The sequence below is a fragment of the Francisella sp. SYW-2 genome (assembly GCF_008711475.1).
Lineage (GTDB): Bacteria > Pseudomonadota > Gammaproteobacteria > Francisellales > Francisellaceae > Francisella > Francisella salimarina.
Genome location: NZ_VXKO01000033.1, coordinates 1 through 20,178, shown reverse-complemented (window position 1 = coordinate 20,178; position 20,178 = coordinate 1). Strand labels below are relative to the sequence as shown.

Here is a 20,178-nt window from a genome sequence, read left to right as displayed (position 1 = left end):
GGTGTATTCATATCAGCATAAAATGCTGATATGAAACACAAAAGTAAGATTTTGAGTCAGATTTATCTAAAAAATACTCAATATTAAAACATATGAAAAAGGGCTTTCATTAACTCAACAGCCTTTAAAAGGACAAATTTTTAGAAAGCGATTTATACAAAAAATTTTAGATGCTAAATTAGTAGATGAAGGAAAATATTTATATTTGTTAACTGCGAGTGACAAAAGTCAAAAAGGTAAATTAATAATTTATAGAGTTTATGCAGATGGATCATTAGATGAGCTTAATATCACCGTATTGAGGTATAAGCCTAAAAAAATAGTGTTTAACAGTATTGAAAGTGTATATATACAAAGTAATAAAAGCATTTATTTTTATAGTTTTTAAAGAAATGGAAAAGTGATTAAAAATGAAAAAATAATAACTATACCTTCTGGAGAGATATCTGATTTTTCTGTAATAACTGAAAGCTCTACTGAAAGCAAAGTTTTGCTAGTTGGTCATTCTGGTAGTGAAGGTTTAGAAATAGGTTTTGTTAATACATATGATTTTTCAAGTGGTATGGTGAGACAAACAAATAATAGAGTTTATAAAGATTTACCTCTGAAAATAGTCACATACAAAGATAAGTTCAGTGGACAGAGTAAAGTTTTAGTAGCTTTTAAATCTAAGCTTATTAATGGCACTGATGAAAGCGTAAAGTTGTTGGGTGATGAATATAAGGTTAATGGGAATTTTGTAGGTTTGTTGCAAAACAATAGTCTTGTTACTGTGGTATATTCAAGCTCGGTAGTTGTTTATGATTTAAAAGAGGGTTATTTATTATCAAATTTATTTCTAAATGAGACTTCTGATAGTAGTTTATTTCTATCAAATAATTTCATAGGTGTTGGTAGTCAAAGCAATATTAATATTTTTCAATTATAAGAAGATATTGTTTTATAGAAACTAGGTAGTCTTTATACTACAAGTGCGCGAAAATTAGTTAAACTTTAATGTATTGTTTATACAAAAGTAATTTTTTTGTATACAAAAATAAGTATTTATTATACTATGAATTTGTTAGATTATTTTATTTGGAGGTCTCTCATATATGTCTAATGATAGTATTTTTTCAGGTTACGCTCCTTATCCTGGAGTGTATGATGAAATTTTTTCTAATGAAGGTCATGTGCGTGGTGATGTTTCTCAGGCAATTAAAACTATAGATGAGTTAAGTGTAGAATCTTTATACGAAAAGCAGAAATTTGTAGATGCTTCTTTTCTAAAAAATGGAATTACTTTTACGGTTTATAGTGATACTCAAGGTACAGAAAAGATCTTTCCATTTGATTTAATTCCCAGAATAATCTCTGAAAAAGAGTGGTCTGAGCTTGAGAAAGGATTAAAACAACGTCTTAAAGCACTAAATGCTTTTTTGAATGACATATATGACGAGCAAAAAATATTAAAAGATGGTGTGATACCAAGAGAGCTTGTAGAATCATCAGAAGAGTATCTACCCGAGATGAGAGGCGTGAAGCCTCCACATGGTGTATATTGCCATATTGCAGGACTTGATCTTATAAAAGATGAAAGTGGTTTTATGGTATTAGAAGATAATGTAAGAACTCCGTCTGGTGTTTCTTATGTATTAGAAAATCGTAATTCTCTAATGAAAGTACTTCCTGAGGCGTTTGCAAACGCTAATATTAAAAAAGTAGTGGATTATCCAACTGAATTGAGAAAAGCACTATCTAGTATTTCTCCGGTTGTAGATGGTAAAAAAGGTTTAAGTGTAGTTTTAACGCCAGGGCAATATAATTCAGCATACTTTGAACATAGCTATCTGGCACGTAAAATGGGATGTAAGCTAGTACAAGGTTCAGATCTTTTTGTACATAATAATTATGTATATCTCAAAACAACTAAAGGACCTAAACTTGTAACTGTAGTTTATAGAAGAATAGATGATAAGTTTTTAGATCCGGAATTCTTTAATCCTGAAAGTATGCTTGGAGTACCTGGCATAATAGAGGCATATAAGGCTGGTAATGTAGTTTTAGCAAATGCTGTAGGTAATGGTATTGCTGATGACAAAGCAATATACCCGTATGTTCACAAAATGATTGAATATTATCTTAACGAAAAGCCAATATTAGCCCAAGTTAAAACATATTTTTGTAGTGAAGAAGATGATAGAAATTACGTTTTGAGTAATCTTGATAAATTAGTTGTCAAAGAAGCTAATGGTTCTGGAGGCTACGGGATGCTTATTGGACCACAGGCTAGTGCAGAGGAGTTACAAGAGTTTGCTACTAAAATAAAAGAAAAGCCGAGAGCATATATAGCTCAACCATTAGTAGAGTTATCTACAAGTCCTACATTTATCGATGGTAAGGTATTGCCAAGAAGGGTGGATTTGAGAGCGTTTTTAGTTACTGGTAAAGATACATGGATACTACCAGGAGGGCTTGCAAGAGTAGCTCTTAAAGAAGGATCATATGTTGTGAATTCTAGTCAAGGTGGTGGTTCGAAAGATACATGGGTTTTAGGGAGAGATAAGAAATGATGATATCTCGTACAGCAGAAAATTGTTTTTGGTTAAGTAGAAATATCGAAAGAGTTCAGATGTTAACTAATGCTATTGAAGTGGCATATAATGTCGAACTTGAGATATATGGTGATGCTGAAGATATTTGGTATCCCTTGGTAGTGGTATTAGGCGGTAAAGAGGCATTTATTAAAAAATATGGTTACAGTGCAAAGTCTAACGCAAGAAAGATACAAGAGTTTTTGATTTGGGATAAAGAAAATCCATCTTCGATATATTCATCATTATCTTCTGCACGTGAAAATGCTCGGATAATTAGAGATCTGATTGCTGCAGATATGTGGGAGGAGATTAATGAGCTGTGGTTGTGGATTAATTCAGCTGAAACTCATAGATTTTCTGTAGTAAATCTAGATGAGTTCTGTAAAAAAATCATTAAGTTTTGTTTCCTGTGGATAGGTTTTTATCATAATTTTATTCTAAGGAATGATACTTATAACTTTATGAAGTTAGGTATGCTTATTGAGAGAGTTGACTTTACATTGAGATTAGGTGATATACATCATCATAGACATATAAGTCTCGCGTCAAAGAATGAAACTACAGATGAATCACAGTATTGGCAGGAGATGTTGTTAAATACAATGTCAAAAGACGCATTTATGCGTAAAGCAGATTTTGACGTTAACAGAAAAGATGTAGCGGAGTTCTTGTTGAAATCAGATGATTATCCTAGAACAGTTACTTTTTGTTTAAATGATTGTCTTGCTGTGTTAAAAAGGATGTCATATCATTCGACAGGTATAGGTATGCAATCTAGAACAAAAGTAGAGGAAATTATAAAATACTTTGAAAGTAATGCTACTGAGTCATTGCTAGAAAAAAATCATGAATTTATTACATATCTGATAAACTCAATGGCACAACTTACAACTATTATCTCAAAAGAATTCTTTATATCTGATGTAGATTTCTACGTAGCAATGTTGGAAGGGTAGAAATAAAAAGGAAAAATATTTAATGTTTAGTAATATCTTGGCTATATCTTCAGATTGCCCAATATCTCCACGAATTAACTTTTTAGCAGATGATACCGCAACCTTACAAGAATTTATGTGGGGTATAGGATGGTATCATGATAATCATAATGCTGTATCGATTATGAAAGATAATCATGTTGAAAATGTAGAAGCTTTACGTGCTTTGTTTGACAACAATCCAAACTTTTGTTCTAGCACTTTTATTGGACATATTTATAGTCATAGTTTGTTTGACAAAACTGATTTAAATCTTCAGCCATTTATGAAACCTCATGCAGGTAAAGAGTGGACTATTGTTCATAATGGTGATTTAAATAGGATGTATCAAAATACGTTATGCCTTAACTTTTCTGACTATGAACCTGTCGGTAAAACTGATTCAGAATATATATTATGCTGGATTCTTTCTCAACTTAGAAAAAAAAATATTAGAGAGCTAAATGACGATAATCTATTTTATGTTTATGACTTATTGAAGCAGATAAATGAGGTTGGTCAAGTAAACTTGGTTCTTTCTAATGGTGATATAACAGTAGTTTATCAAGATAAGGAGGATTTTAATCCAATTTATTATAAAAAGTTCTACCCACCGACAAATAGTAATAATTTAGATATTGGTTATGTGAATGTAGCAACAGGCTTGTATGGAGATGAGCTTAGAACTTATACAATATTTTCAAATAATACAAACGTTGACGGTACATGGAGAAAATTATTGCCAGGTCAAATGGTAGCTGTTTCTCATGGTCGTGTTGTATGGAATAGTGATAAAAGTAGTAGTAATTATGGAGGGCATACATACCAGCCTGAGCGATTAAATGTTCCTGTTGAGAATAAAGTTTTTGAAAGCTCAGAAAGAGTTTTAGACATTATTCATACTACAAAATACAGTTATGAGTTTCCAGTGAATTTGAGTAAACATGATATTCGTATGAAACCAATTGTAGATGCAAAACAGCGTATACTCAATTATGATCTTAAAATATCAGTTGCTTGCGAGAAAGAAGAATATACTGATGTGTTTGGTAATGACGTTGTGTTTCTCAAAACTAAAGAATCTTATAAAGAATTTACAATAGAAATGAAGACAAAAATTGCTGTGAGTAATGATCATAGTGTGCGTAAAAGGTCTATTAATTCTCGTACAACTATGCCAATCTCATGGATGCCATGGCAGAGGCAGATGATGACTCCATATCTATTGTCTGTAGAGTTGCCACAAACTCAACTTGAAGAGTTGATGGATTATGCTGTATCTTTTGTCAAAAGGAATGATAGTGATATTATGGCGGTACTAGATGATATTAATAAAACAATCTATTACGAATATAAATACGTCTCAGGCTCTACTAATTTTGCCACAACTGCTTATGATGTTTATATTACTAGGCAAGGTGTTTGTCAAGACTTTTCAAATCTGTTTATTTGTTTGGCAAGGCTTTTAGGTATACCTGCTCGATATCGTTCAGGATATATATTTAATGGTGGTCACTATAATAATACTGAGATGAGTGACGCTACGCACGCATGGGTGGAGGTATATATACCGTGGATTGGCTGGATAGGATATGACCCTACAAATGGTTGTGAAGTTAATAGTGATCATGTACGTATTGCATGTGGTAGAACATATATTGATGCTACGCCGACAGCAGGAACAATTTACCGAGGAGGAGGTGGAGAGTCTTTGTCGATAAACGTTAAAGTTTTTGATGTAACTAGCACGTTATAAAATTTTGTCTAAAGGAGTGCTTGTGATAGATATTAAAGTCGCACTCTACAGCTAATAGATGGTATGTATTAGGGAATAAGCTTTTAAATGGCTCTATAGAGTGGTGTATGTACCCACATTTGGTGTACCATCTTTTCAAAACCTCTTTGCTTGGATTAATATAGTGTTTAGGGGTAAGTAGTTCAAGTTGCATTATTTTAAAGCCATTATTCTTTGCCCAATTTTCTGCAGCATTCACAAGCTTAGTGCCAACGCCAAGCCTCCTATGGTTAAAGGCAGTAGCAAGCATTCCAAGTTCAGCTATATTATCTGAGAGTCTTGTGACTTTTACAGAGCCGATCATCTGATTATTATTTGTTGCGATAATTATCTGATTATTATTAATTAGAGTCTTTAATTCATTAAAAGTTGTTCTTTTTGCAGAATCTATCCATAGATCTCCTTCAGCACTCCTATAGGCATCATTAATAATTTTGACAAGAGTATTTATTTCCTCTGTAGTTATATTATTTATACTTGCAAAGCCTATTTTTGTTTTATTCATAGTTATTACTAACTTCATTATTTTTTATAAAATATTTTGCTTAATATAGCATTTTTTTGTTACTTTGGTCAAAGAGGAGTTTGTCTACAATAGCTATCTAACTTCTAGCTTGATATATAACTTAGATAAACTTAAATATTTTTCATAGTCATGTATACTTGCAAATACTACTTAATAAAACTATGTAGATATTACAATTTATGAGTATGGCGAAAAAAATATTTTGTATAAGTATATTGTTAACATTTTTTAGTACTAATATTCAAGCTAGCTTTGTTCGTGCCAGTAAAGATAATCATAAGGCTCAGCCAGGTTATATAAGTACAGTATATGAGCCTAATGTTCAAACACTAGCTATGTCAGAAGGAAAAAACTCTAGACTATACTCGATATATCGTGAAGGAATACAGTACTGCAGTAGTGCTATAAAGCTAAACTATTCAATAAGTAATAGTGCTGTATCTTCTAGTTGTTTTGATAGTGAAACTAATATTGGTAGCAAAGTCTTAAAAGCGATTATCTCTGAAAATGGATCCCGATTGTATTTATTTTCAGAGCATATAATCTCTGAATATGGCGTGTCTCCTATATCAAGTAGAGTTAACTCACAGATATCAAGTGAACATATAACCCAGAATATTATAGCTGTTGAGAAGTTTAAAAGTAAAATTTATGTATTGACACACGAAGAAGATAGTAATAAAGGCTTCTTAATTATATTTAACATAGGGAATGATGGGAATTTAGATAAGACAGACTCTAAGTCTTTGAGCTATATTCCACTTGGATTTAAGTTTTATGCCGATGCAGGCTTTGATTATGTTTATATTAGATCTAAAGAGCAGATATATAAATATGATATTTTGAATGATGGCACAATTAATCGCTACAGTAAACTAGTGTATTACCCAGGTAATACGATTAAGGATTTTGGAATACTAAAAGATAAAGACAAGAAAACACTACGGATGGTAGTAGCTTTAAAAAATGGTGATTCTGGGCTTAGCCAAGGAGCCTTAAAAATGTATTTACTTAATGGTGTGGGAGTGAGACTTACATCAAGTGTTAATCTGGAGCTAGAGCCTTATCAAATATATGCATATGATGAAAAACAGATGTTTCTAGTAGCATATGAGTATAGCTTTGATATTAGAGAGATTAACGCTAAAACAAATGCGATAGAAGATAAACTTATTTTGCAAAGAGGTTTTGATGCTTCCCTTATTGATGTGGAGCATGTCGATAAAGTTACAGCCATAATGAGTGAATCGGCTATACAAGTATTTAATGGGTTTGTCTTATCTCAAGCATTTTATCTAAAAGATAAGCCTCTTCAGCTTATATTCAGTCCTGATACTCATTTTATGGGAGTAGCTAATGAAGAGAGTGTTGATGTTTATGAAGTTACGGCAACTTTTGATAGGCAATAAAAATATTTTAGATCTCGAGGTTAGCGAGTTTGATAACAGTTGTATAATAATTTCGTAAGTGTAGAATCTATCTCAATTAAACTTTCTAATTAATACTATTATGCAAGAATCATTGAAGTTAAGTGAGTTTCTTGAGCTTATAAAAAGTACTATTGAAATGAGTTTCGGCTATGAAGGTTTTTGGGTAGTTGCAGAGCTATCTGAATGGCGTAGATCTGGTAAACATTACTATGGTGAGCTTATAGAGCATGATGGTGTTAGTAAATTTCCTATAGCTAAAATTAGATGTAACTGTTGGGCAAATAAAGTTGATTATATCCATAGTAAATTTAGTCAAGCTACTGGAGAAACTCTAAAAACAGATATGAAAGTCTTATTTAGGGTAAGTGTAAATTATCATACTAGTTTTGGACTTAGTCTAAATATAATAGATATAGATCCTGCCTTTACACTTGGTGATAGGCAAGCTCGTAAAATTGAGATTCTACAAAGCTTGTCCGGAAAAGGTATTTTAGAGAGAAATAAAGTTCTTAATATGCCAGATGATTTAACCAATGTTGCAGTAATCACAAGTATAACGGCTGCAGGTAAAGGAGACTTCTTCGAAGAGGCTGATAAATTACAAGATTTAAGTTTATGTAACTTTGATATATATGAAGCAAAGATGCAAGGCGCAGAATGTGCAAAAAGTGTCTCAACAGCATTTGCTAAAATAGCAACAATTGCTGATAAATATGATGCGATAGTATTAATCCGAGGAGGGGGTTCTCAGGCTGATCTTGACTGGTTTAATAATATACTACCAGCTGAAAGTATTTGTAATAGTGAAATTCCCGTGCTAGTTGGTATAGGACATGAAAGAGATAGCACAGTTTTAGATGAGATATGTACAAAAAGATTTGATACGCCATCTAAGGTTATAAATTATATAGCGAATACAATTATTGATAATGCAATAAACGCTAAATATAATTATGAATCGATAGTAAGAATTACTAAAAATTTAGCTAAACAAAATAAACATCAATTAGATAATCTGTATCATAATTTTAAAACACGTATAGAACATTATCTCTATCAAATGAATCAAAGTGTTGATCATAACTATAAAGAATCTACTTCTATAGCAAGGGGAGTTACTAAGCTATATGATAAAACCGTGAATACTATGCATGAAAATATATTATCAAGCTCAAAAAGCTTGATAAGAAGTTATGAAAATAACATTTATAATTCATATAATCAGTCAACTAATACAGCTCGAAATATTTTAAAATACTATAATCAAACAAGCGAATCTCTTTATAAGCAGATATTATCTGTATCAATAGAGCCAACTCTTAAAAGAGGCTTTAGCTTGACAAAGACAACAGATGGCAAATATATAACAACTCAAAAACAAGCACAAGCATACTCAGATTTAGAGATAGTTTATGCCGATGGAAATATACAAGTAGAGGTGAAAGAAAATGGCAACTCAAAGTAAAAAATTTGCAAAAAATTATCAAATATTAGAAGAGATTAATGAGAAACTTCAAGAGCAACAAGATAATCCTGCTCTGTTAGATGAATTAGCACCAATGCTAGAACAAGCCTCAAAAAGTTATCAGTTATGTAAAGAAAGAATTGCTGCAGCTCAGAAGTTTATAGATGAATTTGAAGGTAATGACTAGAAAACCATACCTGGCATTTGCCATATTCCAGCTGTTCTAAGAGTATCTTTGATAATCATTACTTTTTCATAATCTGTAAGGGGGTACATTATATTGTATCCTTTAGTCTCAGAAGCTAAATTATGAATCTTTATATCCAGCATATTGTTGTCAAATGCTTCCTGTTTAAATATAGCACTAGCTCTTCTAATATCTGCTGTTGAAGTAACTAAAATAATATCTGTAGGTTTAGGGTTCATATTTTTTATAGTCATAAAAGTATTAAAACCTTGCCACACCATATTAAAAGATTGGTCTTCTAGTATGATTTTATCTAAGGGTACACCACTATTAACTAGCCATTGTCTCATTTGATAAGATTCTGTTTTGCCTCCTGTAACTCGACCACCACTGACTATAATTCTTGCATTTGAGAACCTATAGTATGCATCTAAACCTTTGAATAGCCTTCTTACTAAATATTCATTCATACTTGCATTAGAGTTTAACGGAGATCCTAAAATTACAATTACAGGTATAGAGCCTCTCTCAAGTTGTATTTGATTAGAGCCAGTATTTATGTGTAGGTTAAAACTTCTTTTGATAATATCAAAAGCATTTATATACACTGGCATATCAGGCCATTTGGATGTTTCTAATTTAGCAAATGCTTTTCTAAAGCTACTAAAATCAAAAATATATGAATATGCTGAGTCATATATTTGTACAATAGGGTTGTCAGGGAAATTTTCTACCAGCATATCTAAAGTTTCACCAGCTTGGTTATATTCTTTTGTTTCAATCTGAAGAGAAAACAATGATAAACCTAATTGTAGGAGCTCTTTGCTATCAGGATCAGTTTGCTTCATAGCTAATTCAAGAGCATTTATAGCATTATGCAAATATGTATCTGCGGCTTTTTGGTTAAAGATACTGTATTGAACATTTTCAATAGCTTTTTGCTTTAGACTAATGCTTGCAATGCTTGAACTAGTACTTTTGTTAGCAAAGCCTGGACTCAATATACCGATTATAGCAAGTATAATAGTTGCAAGCTTTATATTTATATATCTCATTTTTATAGTAAATAAAAAAGTTTTTATAAAACAATGATATAAGAGTATTTTTGCAAATTAAATTATTATTCATCATAATAGTTAAAAATAAGTTTGAAATTATTGAAATGCAAAAAAAGGTATCTCCCAAAAATATAATATTTGCAGGTTTTGCAACAACTGTAGAGTATTTTGATTTTGCTCTATTTACGTATGTAACTATTTATATCTCTGCAACATTTTTTCCGGATAATAATTCTTCTGTTGCTATATTAAAAACATTTGGATTGTTTGCTGCTGGATATTTGATGAGACCCATAGGCGGGATTTTCTTTGGTAATCTCGGGGACAAAAAAGGGCGTAAGCATGTATTAATATTTACTGTGGCGCTGATGTTTATATCTACTGCTATGATAGCTTTTACTCCAGGTTATGGAAGTTTGGGAATTGCATCTGTGATAATTATTCTCCTGGCTAGAATGATTCAAGGTTTCTCAATAGGTGGTGAATATAATGGTGTACTTGCAGTATTAAGTGAAGGTGCACCCGATAGTAAGCGTGGGTTGATTACTGCTTTTGGTACGTTTTTCTCAGGCTTAGGTGTCTTTTTAGGTACATTTATAGTCTATATCTTAACAAGTTTTTTAAACTCTGATCAGATGCATGCTTATGGTTGGAGAATTTGCTTTATTGTTGGAGCGATACTAGCTATTGTTGTTTTGATACTTCAGTTTGCATCAGATGAGTCCCCTGAGTATCTTAAATCAAAAGAAGATGGGATGTTAGATGATACTCCTGTAGTCTCTGCAGTTAAAGAATATCCTTATCAAATCTTTATTGTGTTTGCTTTAGCAGGTTATTTAGGAATTGTATACTATATGGTTTCTGGCTTTATACCAACATTTCTAAAAAGTGATTTGGGTTATTCTGTACACACAGCAATGCTGATGTCTATGATTGCAGCGTTTTTCTATTTTACAACAGCTCCAATATGGGGTGGACTATCAGATAAAATTGGTAGAAAAAAAGTATTATTAATATCTTGTATTGGGATTGGGACTTTGATAATACCTGCGTTTTATATTATGACTAATACAGATTCACAAATTGTTATAACATTAATTATGACTGTGATAATGTTATTAATATCAGCAGCTACAGCGACATTTGTAGTCACAATCAATGAGCTATTTCCAACACATCTAAGATTTAGTGGTGTAGCAACTGGATATAATATAAGTAATGCATTGTTAGGAGGAACTGTACCAATGGTATCAGCAGCGTTAGTTATGTATTTTGGTAATGTTGCTCCTAGTTTTTATGCTCTAATAGCTTCTATAATTATAGTTATTATCATAGCAACTATGCCTGAGACTAAAGGCATCGAGTTAGAAGAGTAAAGCCCTTATTTATGTAATATTTTTCTCTAATAAGTAAATATATTATATTAGCCAATATTTTTGTTTGTATTTGCTGTTCTTATGTACTACTATGATAGTACATTAATACATTAATTAATTGAATAATAGATGTCTGAAATAAAAAATAATGAAGAAAATCTGCATGATCTTTATGAGGTCTTTACAAACTTTGATTCTGTCGAAGAAGCTAAGCTTTTTTTAGAAGATTTATGTACTCCTGTAGATTTGATGGCAATGGCTGCACGTTGGAGAGTAGTTAAAGAGCTAAAAAAAGATAAGCCTTATAGGCAGATACATGCTGAAACAGGAGTTAGCCTTACAACTATTAGCAGAGTTGCAAGATGCCTTAGTTATGGAACTAATGGTTACAATACCATATATAATAAAATCAATAAAGAGAGCTAAAATGAGAGAAAGATTAAGAGTAGCTGTACAAAAAAAAGGCAGACTATATGACAATTCTATGGAATTATTCAACAAAATAGGTATTAAAGTAGAGTTCTCAAGTAAAAGTAACTTGTTATGCCATTCATTAAATGCTCCAATTGATTTTCTTTTTGTGAGAGATGATGATATTCCAACTCTAGTTAATGGTAATGTTTGTGATTTTGGAATAGTCGGTGAGAATGTTTTAGAAGAGTATTTATTAAGTATCAAAAATACCACTAAGAAAAATGACATTATCAAAACTAAGAAGTTAGGATTTGGCTATTGTAGATTATCTATAGCAGTACCTAATGATGCAAGTGATGATATTAGTACACTTAAAAATACTCGTATAGCGACATCATATCCTCATTTAGTGCAGAAGTTTTCAGATGAAAATAATTTAAATCTAGATCCATTATCTATTTCAGGATCAGTTGAGATAGCTCCAAACTTACAAATGTCTAGCTCAATATGTGACTTGGTTTCTACTGGTAGAACATTAGAAGAGAATAATCTTAAAGAAATTCATACTATCATGAAAAGCCAAGCTATTTTAATTCGCTCAAATGAGAGTTTTGGTGCAGAGCTTGAAGAGTATTACCAATTATTGCTTAGAAGGATTGAGGGTGTCAAACATGCTCAAGAGCGTAAGTATATTATGTTCCATATAGATAAAAATGCTGTTGATACAATTACCCATATTTTACCAGGGCATGAGGGTCAAACTATAATGCCAATATATGGAGATACTAAAGTTGCGATACATTTAGTTACCAAAGAAGGTGTTTTTTGGGGAACTTTAGAAAAGCTAAAAGCAGCTGGTGCTAGTTCTATATTAGTTTTACCAATTGAGAAAATGTTGGAGTAAGTAACGACAATGATTGAAATATATAATTGGCAAGAACTTAGTGTAGCTAAGCAAACTGAGCTTCTGTCTCGCCCAGTTTCAGCTAATAAAGCTAGCTTAATTACAGGTGTTAGAGATATTTTAAATGAGGTTAAGCAGAATGGTGATAAAGCTCTTTATAAATTTACTTCTAAGTTTGATGGTGTCGATTTAGATAATATTGAAGTCTCAGCAGATGAGATTAAAAAAGCTTATTCATTAGTTTCACAAGATGATATTGAGTTAGTTAAAAACTCTATTGCGCGTATATCTAACTATCATGAGGTAATGAAACCAAAAACAACTGTTTGTGATACTAATGATGGTGTGGTTTGTAAAAAAATCTATAAGCCTATCGAAAAGGTTGGTCTGTATGTACCTGGTGGTTCAGCACCTTTAGTTTCTACGCTAATAATGTTAGCTGCTCCAGCGCAAATTGCAGGTTGTAAAGAGATTTATGTAACTACTCCTTGTGATAAAGAAGGCAATATTCATCCATTAATTTTAATAGCAGCTGATATTTGTAAGGTTTCAAAGATTTATAAGTTAGGTGGTGCTCAAGCTATAGCTGCTCTAGCTTATGGTACAGAAACTGTATCCAAAGTTAATAAAATTTATGGCCCTGGAAATTCTTGGGTTACAGAGGCAAAACAACAAGTATGTAATGATAGTCAAGGTGCTGCAATAGATTTGCCAGCAGGGCCTTCAGAGGTTTTGGTAGTTGCTGATGAGGTGGCCGATCCTAGATTTGTTGCTGCAGATTTGCTAGCTCAGGCTGAGCATGGCACAGACTCACAAGCTTTATTAATTACAACTAGTCAAATTTTAGCAGATAAGGTTAGAGATGAAGTTTCTAAGCAAACTAGTATAGCCCAAAGAAAAGCTATTATTGAAAAAGCTTTAGAAAATAGCTCTATTATTGTTGTAGATACACTTAGCCAAGCAATTAATATAGCTAATGAATATGCTTCTGAGCATCTTATTTTAAATATTGAAACTGCAGATAATTATATTGATAGTATCGAAAATGCAGGTGCTGTATTTGTAGGTCCTTGGGCGGCAGAAGCATTAGGCGATTACATTACAGGATCTAATCACGTGCTACCTACTTATGGATATGCAAAAGCCTATAGTGGTTTAGCAACTATAGATTTTATGAAAGCTATAAGTATCCAAAATGTATCAAAACAAGGTATAAAAAATATAGGTCAAATAGCAATGAGATTAGCTGATATAGAAGGTCTCAAAGCTCATGAAAATGCAATAGCTATTCGTTTGGAGAGTTTATAACATTATGCAAAAGATTGTGCAAAATCAAACTACAGAAAGTCTTATTCGTAAAGATTTACAAAAATTTAGTGCATACTCATCTGCACGCTCTTTAAAAGTAGATGGAGATATTTGGTTAAATGCTAATGAATCACCATATAATGATGAGTATTTATATAATCGTTATCCTGAGCCACAACCAAAGAGATTGGTTGAGAAACTAGCAAAGATATACGATGTTGATGCAAGCAATCTATTAGTTACTAGAGGTAGTGATGAGGGGATTGATCTATTATTTAGATTATATTGTGAGTATCAAACAGATTCTGCTTTTGCAGTTGAGCCTACTTTTGGGATGTATAAAATAGCTGCTCAATTACAGGGTGTTGATTATAAGACTCTTAAGCTAAAAGAAGGAAATAACTTTGAGATTAATGTTACAGAGCTTTTAGCAAATATTCCTGATAACTGTAAGTTATTATTTTTATGTACTCCTAATAATCCTACTGGTAAATCTATACCCTTAGCTGATATTGAGCAAATTCTATCTGAATTAGCTGGCAATTGTGTAGTTGTAGTTGATGAGGCATATATTGAATTTAGTAATGAAAAGTCTGTTTCTAGCATCATTAATAAATATGAAAATTTAGTTGTACTAAGAACCTTGTCAAAATCTTTTGGTATGGCAGGTCTTAGGCTAGGGGTGGTAATTACTAATTCAGATAGAATAGTTTGGTTGAGAAAAATCTTAGCACCATATCCAATCCCAAAAACTACCGAAAGTACTATATTAGCAATGCTTGATGATGAGAATTTAGCAAATATAGCTAGTCAAATTATTGAAGTAAAAGAACAAAGGGAACATTTATATCAAGCATTATCGCAAATGAAGATTATTGATAAATTGTGGTCATCAGATGCTAACTTTATATTAGTCAGATTTAGAGAAAGTATCTTTAATAAACTGATAGATAATAAAATAGTAGTTCGTTCTATGGCGCATTTTTTCAATGATGAAAAAGTTCTAAGAATTAGCATAGGAACAGTATCTGAAAATAAAAGATTAATCGAAGTATTACAAAAATTAAGTAGCGAATATGAAACAAAATAAATATTTATTCATTGATAGAGATGGTACTTTAATAGTTGAGCCTTCTATAGATAAACAAGTTGATAGTATCGAGAAATTAGAGTTTTTTGAAGGTGTTTTTGAAGCTCTTAAAAAGTTACAAAAAGCAGGCTTTAAACTTGTAATGGTATCAAATCAAGATGGCTTAGGTACTGAGTCTTTTCCGCAAGAAGATTTTGATGCACCTCATGACTTGATGATGAAGGTATTTAAATCACAAGGTATTGCATTTGAAGAAGTTTTAATTTGTCCACATTTTGCTCATGAAAACTGTAATTGTCGTAAGCCTAAAGTTGGTTTGTTGATGGATTATTTAGTAGAGCAAAAGATTTCTCTAAAAGATAGCTATGTGATTGGAGATAGAGAAACGGATGTACAGTTGGCTCACAATATTAAAGTTAATCCTATTCAATTTGGTATTGGAAATTATCAATCTTGGGATGATATAACTACAGCTATATTAAATAAACCTAGAGTAGCTGAAATTAAGCGTGTAACTAATGAGACTGATATTATTGTAAAGGTTAATCTAGATGTTCCTGGAACTCGAGAAATCGATACAGGTCTTGGCTTCTTTGATCATATGCTTGATCAGATTGTAAAACATGCTGGGATAAGTGCCGTAATTAAGGCAAAAGGTGATCTTCATATAGATGATCATCATTGTGTTGAAGATGTAGCAATTACTCTTTCTCAAGCAATTGCTCAAGCTCTTGGCGATAAATACGGTATTAATCGTTATGGTTTTTTATTACCTATGGATGAGGCTTTAGTTGAGATTGCTCTAGATTTAAGTGGCAGAAATTATTGCTCATTTGAAGCGAATTTTGATCGAGAGATGGTTGGGGATTTATCAGTAGAGTTGGTGAAGCATTTCTTTGTATCTTTTGCTGAAGGTCTAAAAGCAACACTACATATCAAAGTAACTGGTGAGAATACTCATCATATGATAGAAGCTTGTTTTAAAGGATTAGGAAAAGTGCTTAAACAAGCGATTGCCAAAAATGGTATAGATGAGATTCCTAGTTCAAAAGGAGTGTTATGATAGCGATAATAGATTGTTGTGGTAGTAATTTTGCTTCGATAAAATATGCCTTTGAGAAATTAGGGCAAGAAATAGTCCTAACACATAATGCTGAAGTTATTAAAAAAGCAGACTGTGTGATTTTACCAGGTGTAGGGCATGCTAAATCAGCAATGACAAATCTAAAAAAATATGATTTGGATAAGCTTATTCCAGAGCTGACACAACCAGTGTTAGGGATCTGCTTAGGAATGCAGATTATGTATAGTTTTTCTGAAGAAGGTGATACATATTGTTTAGGTATTTTTCCTGAAAAAGTAAAAGCTTTTAAAAAAACGCAAGGTTTTAGTATTCCACACATGGGTTGGAATAGTTTACAAAATATAAATAAGGATCATTTTTTATTTAAAGATATCGCAGAAGATGATTATGTATATTTTGTGCATAGTTTTTATGCTGAGCTTAATCAATTTAGCATAGCTACTAATGACTATATAAATGATTTCACTGCGATGGTAAATAAAGATAATTTCTATGGCATTCAATTTCATCCTGAGAAGTCGGGTAGGGTTGGAATGAAGATTTTAGAGAATTTTATACAAGGAGCTTTGTAAATGAATATATTTCCAGCGATAGATCTCATAAATGGCAAATGTGTTCGTTTAGAAAAGGGTGATTTTAATAAAACTACTACTTATGAGCTTGAGCCAAAAGATGTTGCAAAAGCATATCAACAAGCTGGTGCAGAGTTTATCCATGTTGTAGATTTAGATGGCGCTAAAAAAGGCCAAACTTGTCAATTTGAGACTATTCAGAAGATTAGAGAAAACTGTAATATGACTCTACAAGTTGGTGGCGGAGTCAAAGATTTTGAGACTATCGAAAAACTTCTAGAAATTGGTGTTGATAGAGTGGTTATTGGTAGCTTGGCTGTTAAGGACATAGCATTAACAAAGAAGTTTTTTGAGAGATATGGGGCTGAGAAGATAGTTTTAGCTTTAGATGTATTTATCAAAGAAGGAATACCTTATATCGCAACGCATGGCTGGCAAGAATCTAGTACAACAACTTTAGATGAGATATTGCAAACTTATCTTGGTGATGGTCTTGAGTATGTTTTATGTACTGATATTTCACGAGATGGTATGCTACAAGGTCCAAATTTTGAGCTATATAGAATTTACTCATCTATATATCCAGATGTTCAGTTTATGGCTTCTGGTGGGGTTGGTAGCTTAGAAGATTTAGAAATTCTAAAAGAGCAGAATACTTATGGTGTTATCATAGGCAAAGCTTTATATGAGAATAAATTTACGCTACAAGAGGCTTTAGAATGTTAACAAAAAGAATAATTCCATGTCTTGATGTCAAAGATGGTGTAGTTGTCAAAGGTGTAAAATTTAGAAATCATAGAATCATTGGCGATATTATTGAGCTAGCTCAGAAATACTCAGATGCAGGAGCTGATGAGCTGGTATTTTATGATATTGGTGCTAGTCCTGATAATAAGTTACTTTCTATCAAATGGATACAAGAGATAGCTAAAAAGATAAATATCCCATTTTGTGTAGCTGGTGGAATTAAATCTGTAGAAAATGCTCGAGCTATACTTAATGAAGGGGCAGATAAAATATCTGTAAACTCAGCAGCATTAGCTAGACCTGATTTGATAGATGAGCTAGTTTATGAATTTGGTAGTCAGTGTGTGGTCGTTGGTATTGATAGCAAATTTATTGATGGTAAATTTAAAGTTTGTCAATATACAGGTAGTGCTGATAAAACTGTACAGACATTATTAGATCCTGTTAGTTGGGCAAAAGAGGTAGAGTCTCGTGGTGCTGGTGAGATAGTACTTAATTGTATGAATCAAGATGGTGTCAAAGGTGGCTATGATCTAGAGCATCTTAGAGAAGTTCAATCGAATGTCTCAATCCCAGTTATTGCCTCTGGTGGAGCTGGTGAGATTCAGCATTTTATTGATGTATTTAAGTACACAGAGATTGATGGTGCTTTGGCAGCTAGTGTATTTCACGATGATATTATTGCTATACCTGAGTTAAAACAAGAGCTTTTTAAAAACAATATACCGACAAGAATAGTAAAATAGGATACAAAATGGATAACAAAATTATAGAGTCTATAGCTTGGCAAAAAATGGATAATTTAGTTCCAGCTATTATTCAATCAGCAATTGATAATAGTGTCTTAATGCTAGGCTATATGAGTAAAGAATCTTTAGAGAAAACTTTAGAAATCGGCAAAGTGACTTTCTATAGTCGTAGTAAGAAGCGATTGTGGACTAAAGGAGAAGAAAGCGATAATTTCCTTGAATTAAAAGATATTGCTGTTGATTGTGATAATGACTCTATACTTATAAAAGCTATACCGTACGGTCCAACTTGTCATACTGGTAGTAAATCATGTTTTACTAAAAATGAAGAAAATAGCTCACTGTATATAATAGATAAATTAGAAAAACTAATTGCTGAAAGAAAAGACTATTTACCTGAGAATAGCTATTTGGCTAGTTTATTTAAAAAAGGATTACCTAGAATCGCTCAAAAAGTTGGCGAAGAAGGTGTAGAAGTTGTAATTGCTGCAATGAAGCAGGATTCAGATGATGAGTTAATTTCTGAGACGGCGGATTTATTATTTCATTTATTAGTTCTATTGAAGGAGAAAGAGGTTTCATTAGAGAAAGTTTGTCAGAAGTTAGTTTCTCGAAATACTTCTAATTAAGTTATAATTATTATTTGAAGTTAACCAAAAATTTACTTATATGAAAATAACAATTCGTACCTTAGCGATTGTCTTCTTGGCATTAGTTACTACATCAGTGTACGCAGTGCCTGCTAAAGGTACATTTACAGCAGAGTCATCGTGTCAAGCATATATATCAAAAAACAAAATGACTAATCCTGATAATACTTATGTAATTGCAGGGCAAACTTACTCTATTCAGGAAAAAAATAAAGATACTAATCCTGATTGGTTTAGAGTATTTATTTCAAATGCTAGTGAAAGCCAGTTGCGCTGGGTAAGTAGTAGTTGTGGTATCGCAGATATTGAAGAAGGAGGTGATACTCCTGCTAAACAATGTGTCCAAGAGCCTGGACTTGCTGATAGCTATGTATTAGCTTTAAGTTGGCAGCCGGCATTTTGTGAGACTTATGGCTTAAGTGCTGGAAAACAAGAGTGTAAAAATCTACCTGTAGATAGTGCAGCGGCTAAGAGTTTTTCGCTACATGGATTTTGGCCAAATCAAGATACTTGTGGTACTAATTATGGTTTTTGTGGTGCTCAGAAACAATCTGATTTTTGTAATTATGCGCCATTAAATTTAGATGATAAAACCATGGGGTTGCTGCATAGTGTGATGCCAGGATATAATGACTCTTCATGTTTACAACGCCATGAATGGTATAAGCATGGAACTTGTCAATTACATGATCAAAACCAATACTATACTCAAGCAGCTACTTTTGTAAATCAAATAAATGATTCGAAATTAGAGCAGTTATTTAGCCAAAATATTGGTAAAGATATAACTATTGAACAGTTTGATAATGCTTTTAATCAAAGTTTTGGGGTTGGTACTAGTAATAAAGTATATCTAAATTGTAAAGATGGTATGCTAGTTGATGTGTATATATCATTACCTAAAAATGCTAATGAGCCAAGCCAAAAAGATTTGTCTGCTTTGCTAGCTAATGCACCAAATGCTAACCAAAGTACATGTCCAAATACATTTAAAATTTCTAATTTTTCTCATAATGTGGGTTAGTTCTATAGATATAAAATATCACTCTATTTTGTAATATTTTGGAATGACATAATGAAAAAATGATGTCATCCTATGGCTTGACCATAGGATCTAAAGGATATTGATAACATCTCTACTCTGTTAATGGATACTACGGTCGGAGCCGTAGTATTGTAAGTTAAATCCCTAGTATAATTTTACCTAAGGAGTCAAATTAAAGTGAAAAGCTTTAGTTATAAGCTAAGCGACCGTCGTAGGATAGATTTACAC

The 20,178-nt window shown here is 32.2% G+C and carries 20 protein-coding genes; 18 read left to right on the top strand and 2 right to left on the bottom strand.

Annotated features, from left to right (window positions below; genetic code table 11):
* Positions 1-400 precede the first annotated feature (400 nt).
* The 4 genes from F3D57_RS09140 to F3D57_RS09125 all read left to right on the top strand — a co-directional run bounded on the left by F3D57_RS09140 (position 401) and on the right by F3D57_RS09125 (position 5,306).
* Positions 401-928, top strand: a complete 528-nt coding sequence (locus F3D57_RS09140; protein WP_224728175.1) for a hypothetical protein — start codon at positions 401-403, stop codon at positions 926-928.
* Positions 929-1,094: 166 nt separating this feature from the next.
* A complete protein-coding gene (locus F3D57_RS09135) occupies positions 1,095-2,552 on the top strand; it encodes a circularly permuted type 2 ATP-grasp protein (RefSeq protein WP_150466017.1) in 1,458 nt (485 codons plus the stop codon).
* On the top strand, positions 2,552-3,532 hold the full coding sequence (locus F3D57_RS09130; protein WP_146422123.1) for an alpha-E domain-containing protein: 981 nt from the start codon (positions 2,552-2,554) through the stop codon (positions 3,530-3,532). Before F3D57_RS09135 ends, F3D57_RS09130 begins: the two co-directional genes overlap by 1 nt.
* A gap of 22 nt (positions 3,533-3,554) precedes the next feature.
* Entirely contained in the window at positions 3,555-5,306 is a 1,752-nt protein-coding gene (locus F3D57_RS09125) for a class II glutamine amidotransferase (protein ID WP_013922928.1), read from the top strand.
* Here F3D57_RS09125 and F3D57_RS09120 read toward each other — a convergent pair.
* The gene (locus F3D57_RS09120) at positions 5,293-5,850 is read right to left on the bottom strand and encodes a GNAT family N-acetyltransferase (RefSeq protein ID WP_150466016.1); all 558 of its coding nucleotides are present in this window, start codon (positions 5,848-5,850) and stop codon (positions 5,293-5,295) included. The two genes, F3D57_RS09125 and F3D57_RS09120, sit on opposite strands and share 14 nt — an antisense overlap.
* A 200-nt stretch (positions 5,851-6,050) precedes the next feature.
* Here F3D57_RS09120 and F3D57_RS09115 point away from each other — a divergent pair, with 200 nt between their 5' ends.
* The 3 genes from F3D57_RS09115 to xseB all read left to right on the top strand — a co-directional run bounded on the left by F3D57_RS09115 (position 6,051) and on the right by xseB (position 8,953).
* Positions 6,051-7,280 carry a hypothetical protein gene (locus F3D57_RS09115; RefSeq protein ID WP_150466015.1) on the top strand — a complete coding sequence of 410 codons (1,230 nt, stop codon included), beginning with the start codon at positions 6,051-6,053 and terminating at the stop codon, positions 7,278-7,280.
* A 100-nt stretch (positions 7,281-7,380) separates the two neighbouring features.
* Positions 7,381-8,766 (top strand): exodeoxyribonuclease VII large subunit, encoded by a 1,386-nt coding sequence (gene xseA, locus F3D57_RS09110; RefSeq protein ID WP_150466014.1) that lies wholly within the window; start codon positions 7,381-7,383, stop codon positions 8,764-8,766.
* Positions 8,750-8,953 (top strand): exodeoxyribonuclease VII small subunit, encoded by a 204-nt coding sequence (gene xseB / locus F3D57_RS09105; protein ID WP_004287964.1) that lies wholly within the window; start codon positions 8,750-8,752, stop codon positions 8,951-8,953. The genes xseA and xseB overlap by 17 nt, the downstream gene beginning before the upstream one ends.
* Here the strand turns inward: xseB and F3D57_RS09100 are convergent.
* Positions 8,950-10,008, bottom strand: a complete 1,059-nt coding sequence (locus F3D57_RS09100) for an ElyC/SanA/YdcF family protein (RefSeq protein ID WP_224728174.1) — start codon at positions 10,006-10,008, stop codon at positions 8,950-8,952. The genes xseB and F3D57_RS09100 overlap by 4 nt on opposite strands.
* Before the next feature lie 107 nt (positions 10,009-10,115).
* On the opposite strand from F3D57_RS09100, the gene F3D57_RS09095 reads away from it, so the two are divergent.
* From F3D57_RS09095 to F3D57_RS09045, 11 genes are all read left to right on the top strand, one after another.
* Positions 10,116-11,387: an MFS transporter gene (locus F3D57_RS09095; RefSeq protein ID WP_041263927.1), complete on the top strand. Its 1,272-nt coding sequence runs from the start codon at positions 10,116-10,118 to the stop codon at positions 11,385-11,387.
* Between the two features lie 129 nt (positions 11,388-11,516).
* Positions 11,517-11,813, top strand: coding sequence for a YerC/YecD family TrpR-related protein (locus F3D57_RS09090; protein WP_150464376.1), 297 nt, complete (start codon positions 11,517-11,519; stop codon positions 11,811-11,813).
* Position 11,814: 1 nt separating this feature from the next.
* The gene (gene hisG / locus F3D57_RS09085) at positions 11,815-12,705 is read left to right on the top strand and encodes an ATP phosphoribosyltransferase (protein WP_150466013.1); all 891 of its coding nucleotides are present in this window, start codon (positions 11,815-11,817) and stop codon (positions 12,703-12,705) included.
* Between the two features lie 9 nt (positions 12,706-12,714).
* Complete coding sequence (hisD, locus tag F3D57_RS09080; protein WP_150466012.1) at positions 12,715-14,013, top strand: histidinol dehydrogenase; 1,299 nt, start codon at positions 12,715-12,717, stop codon at positions 14,011-14,013.
* A 4-nt stretch (positions 14,014-14,017) separates the two neighbouring features.
* Positions 14,018-15,103, top strand: coding sequence for a histidinol-phosphate transaminase (hisC, locus tag F3D57_RS09075; RefSeq protein ID WP_150466011.1), 1,086 nt, complete (start codon positions 14,018-14,020; stop codon positions 15,101-15,103).
* Positions 15,090-16,166 carry a bifunctional histidinol-phosphatase/imidazoleglycerol-phosphate dehydratase HisB gene (hisB, locus tag F3D57_RS09070; RefSeq protein WP_150466010.1) on the top strand — a complete coding sequence of 359 codons (1,077 nt, stop codon included), beginning with the start codon at positions 15,090-15,092 and terminating at the stop codon, positions 16,164-16,166. The genes hisC and hisB overlap by 14 nt, the downstream gene beginning before the upstream one ends.
* The gene (gene hisH / locus F3D57_RS09065) at positions 16,163-16,759 is read left to right on the top strand and encodes an imidazole glycerol phosphate synthase subunit HisH (RefSeq protein WP_146422024.1); all 597 of its coding nucleotides are present in this window, start codon (positions 16,163-16,165) and stop codon (positions 16,757-16,759) included. The genes hisB and hisH overlap by 4 nt, the downstream gene beginning before the upstream one ends.
* Positions 16,760-17,485 carry a 1-(5-phosphoribosyl)-5-[(5-phosphoribosylamino)methylideneamino]imidazole-4-carboxamide isomerase gene (gene hisA, locus F3D57_RS09060; protein ID WP_150466009.1) on the top strand — a complete coding sequence of 242 codons (726 nt, stop codon included), beginning with the start codon at positions 16,760-16,762 and terminating at the stop codon, positions 17,483-17,485.
* Complete coding sequence (gene hisF / locus F3D57_RS09055; RefSeq protein ID WP_150466008.1) at positions 17,479-18,252, top strand: imidazole glycerol phosphate synthase subunit HisF; 774 nt, start codon at positions 17,479-17,481, stop codon at positions 18,250-18,252. Before hisA ends, hisF begins: the two co-directional genes overlap by 7 nt.
* Before the next feature lie 8 nt (positions 18,253-18,260).
* Positions 18,261-18,884, top strand: coding sequence for a bifunctional phosphoribosyl-AMP cyclohydrolase/phosphoribosyl-ATP diphosphatase HisIE (gene hisIE / locus F3D57_RS09050; RefSeq protein ID WP_150466007.1), 624 nt, complete (start codon positions 18,261-18,263; stop codon positions 18,882-18,884).
* A 40-nt stretch (positions 18,885-18,924) separates the two neighbouring features.
* The gene (locus tag F3D57_RS09045) at positions 18,925-19,929 is read left to right on the top strand and encodes a ribonuclease T2 family protein (protein WP_150466006.1); all 1,005 of its coding nucleotides are present in this window, start codon (positions 18,925-18,927) and stop codon (positions 19,927-19,929) included.
* Positions 19,930-20,178 lie beyond the last annotated feature (249 nt).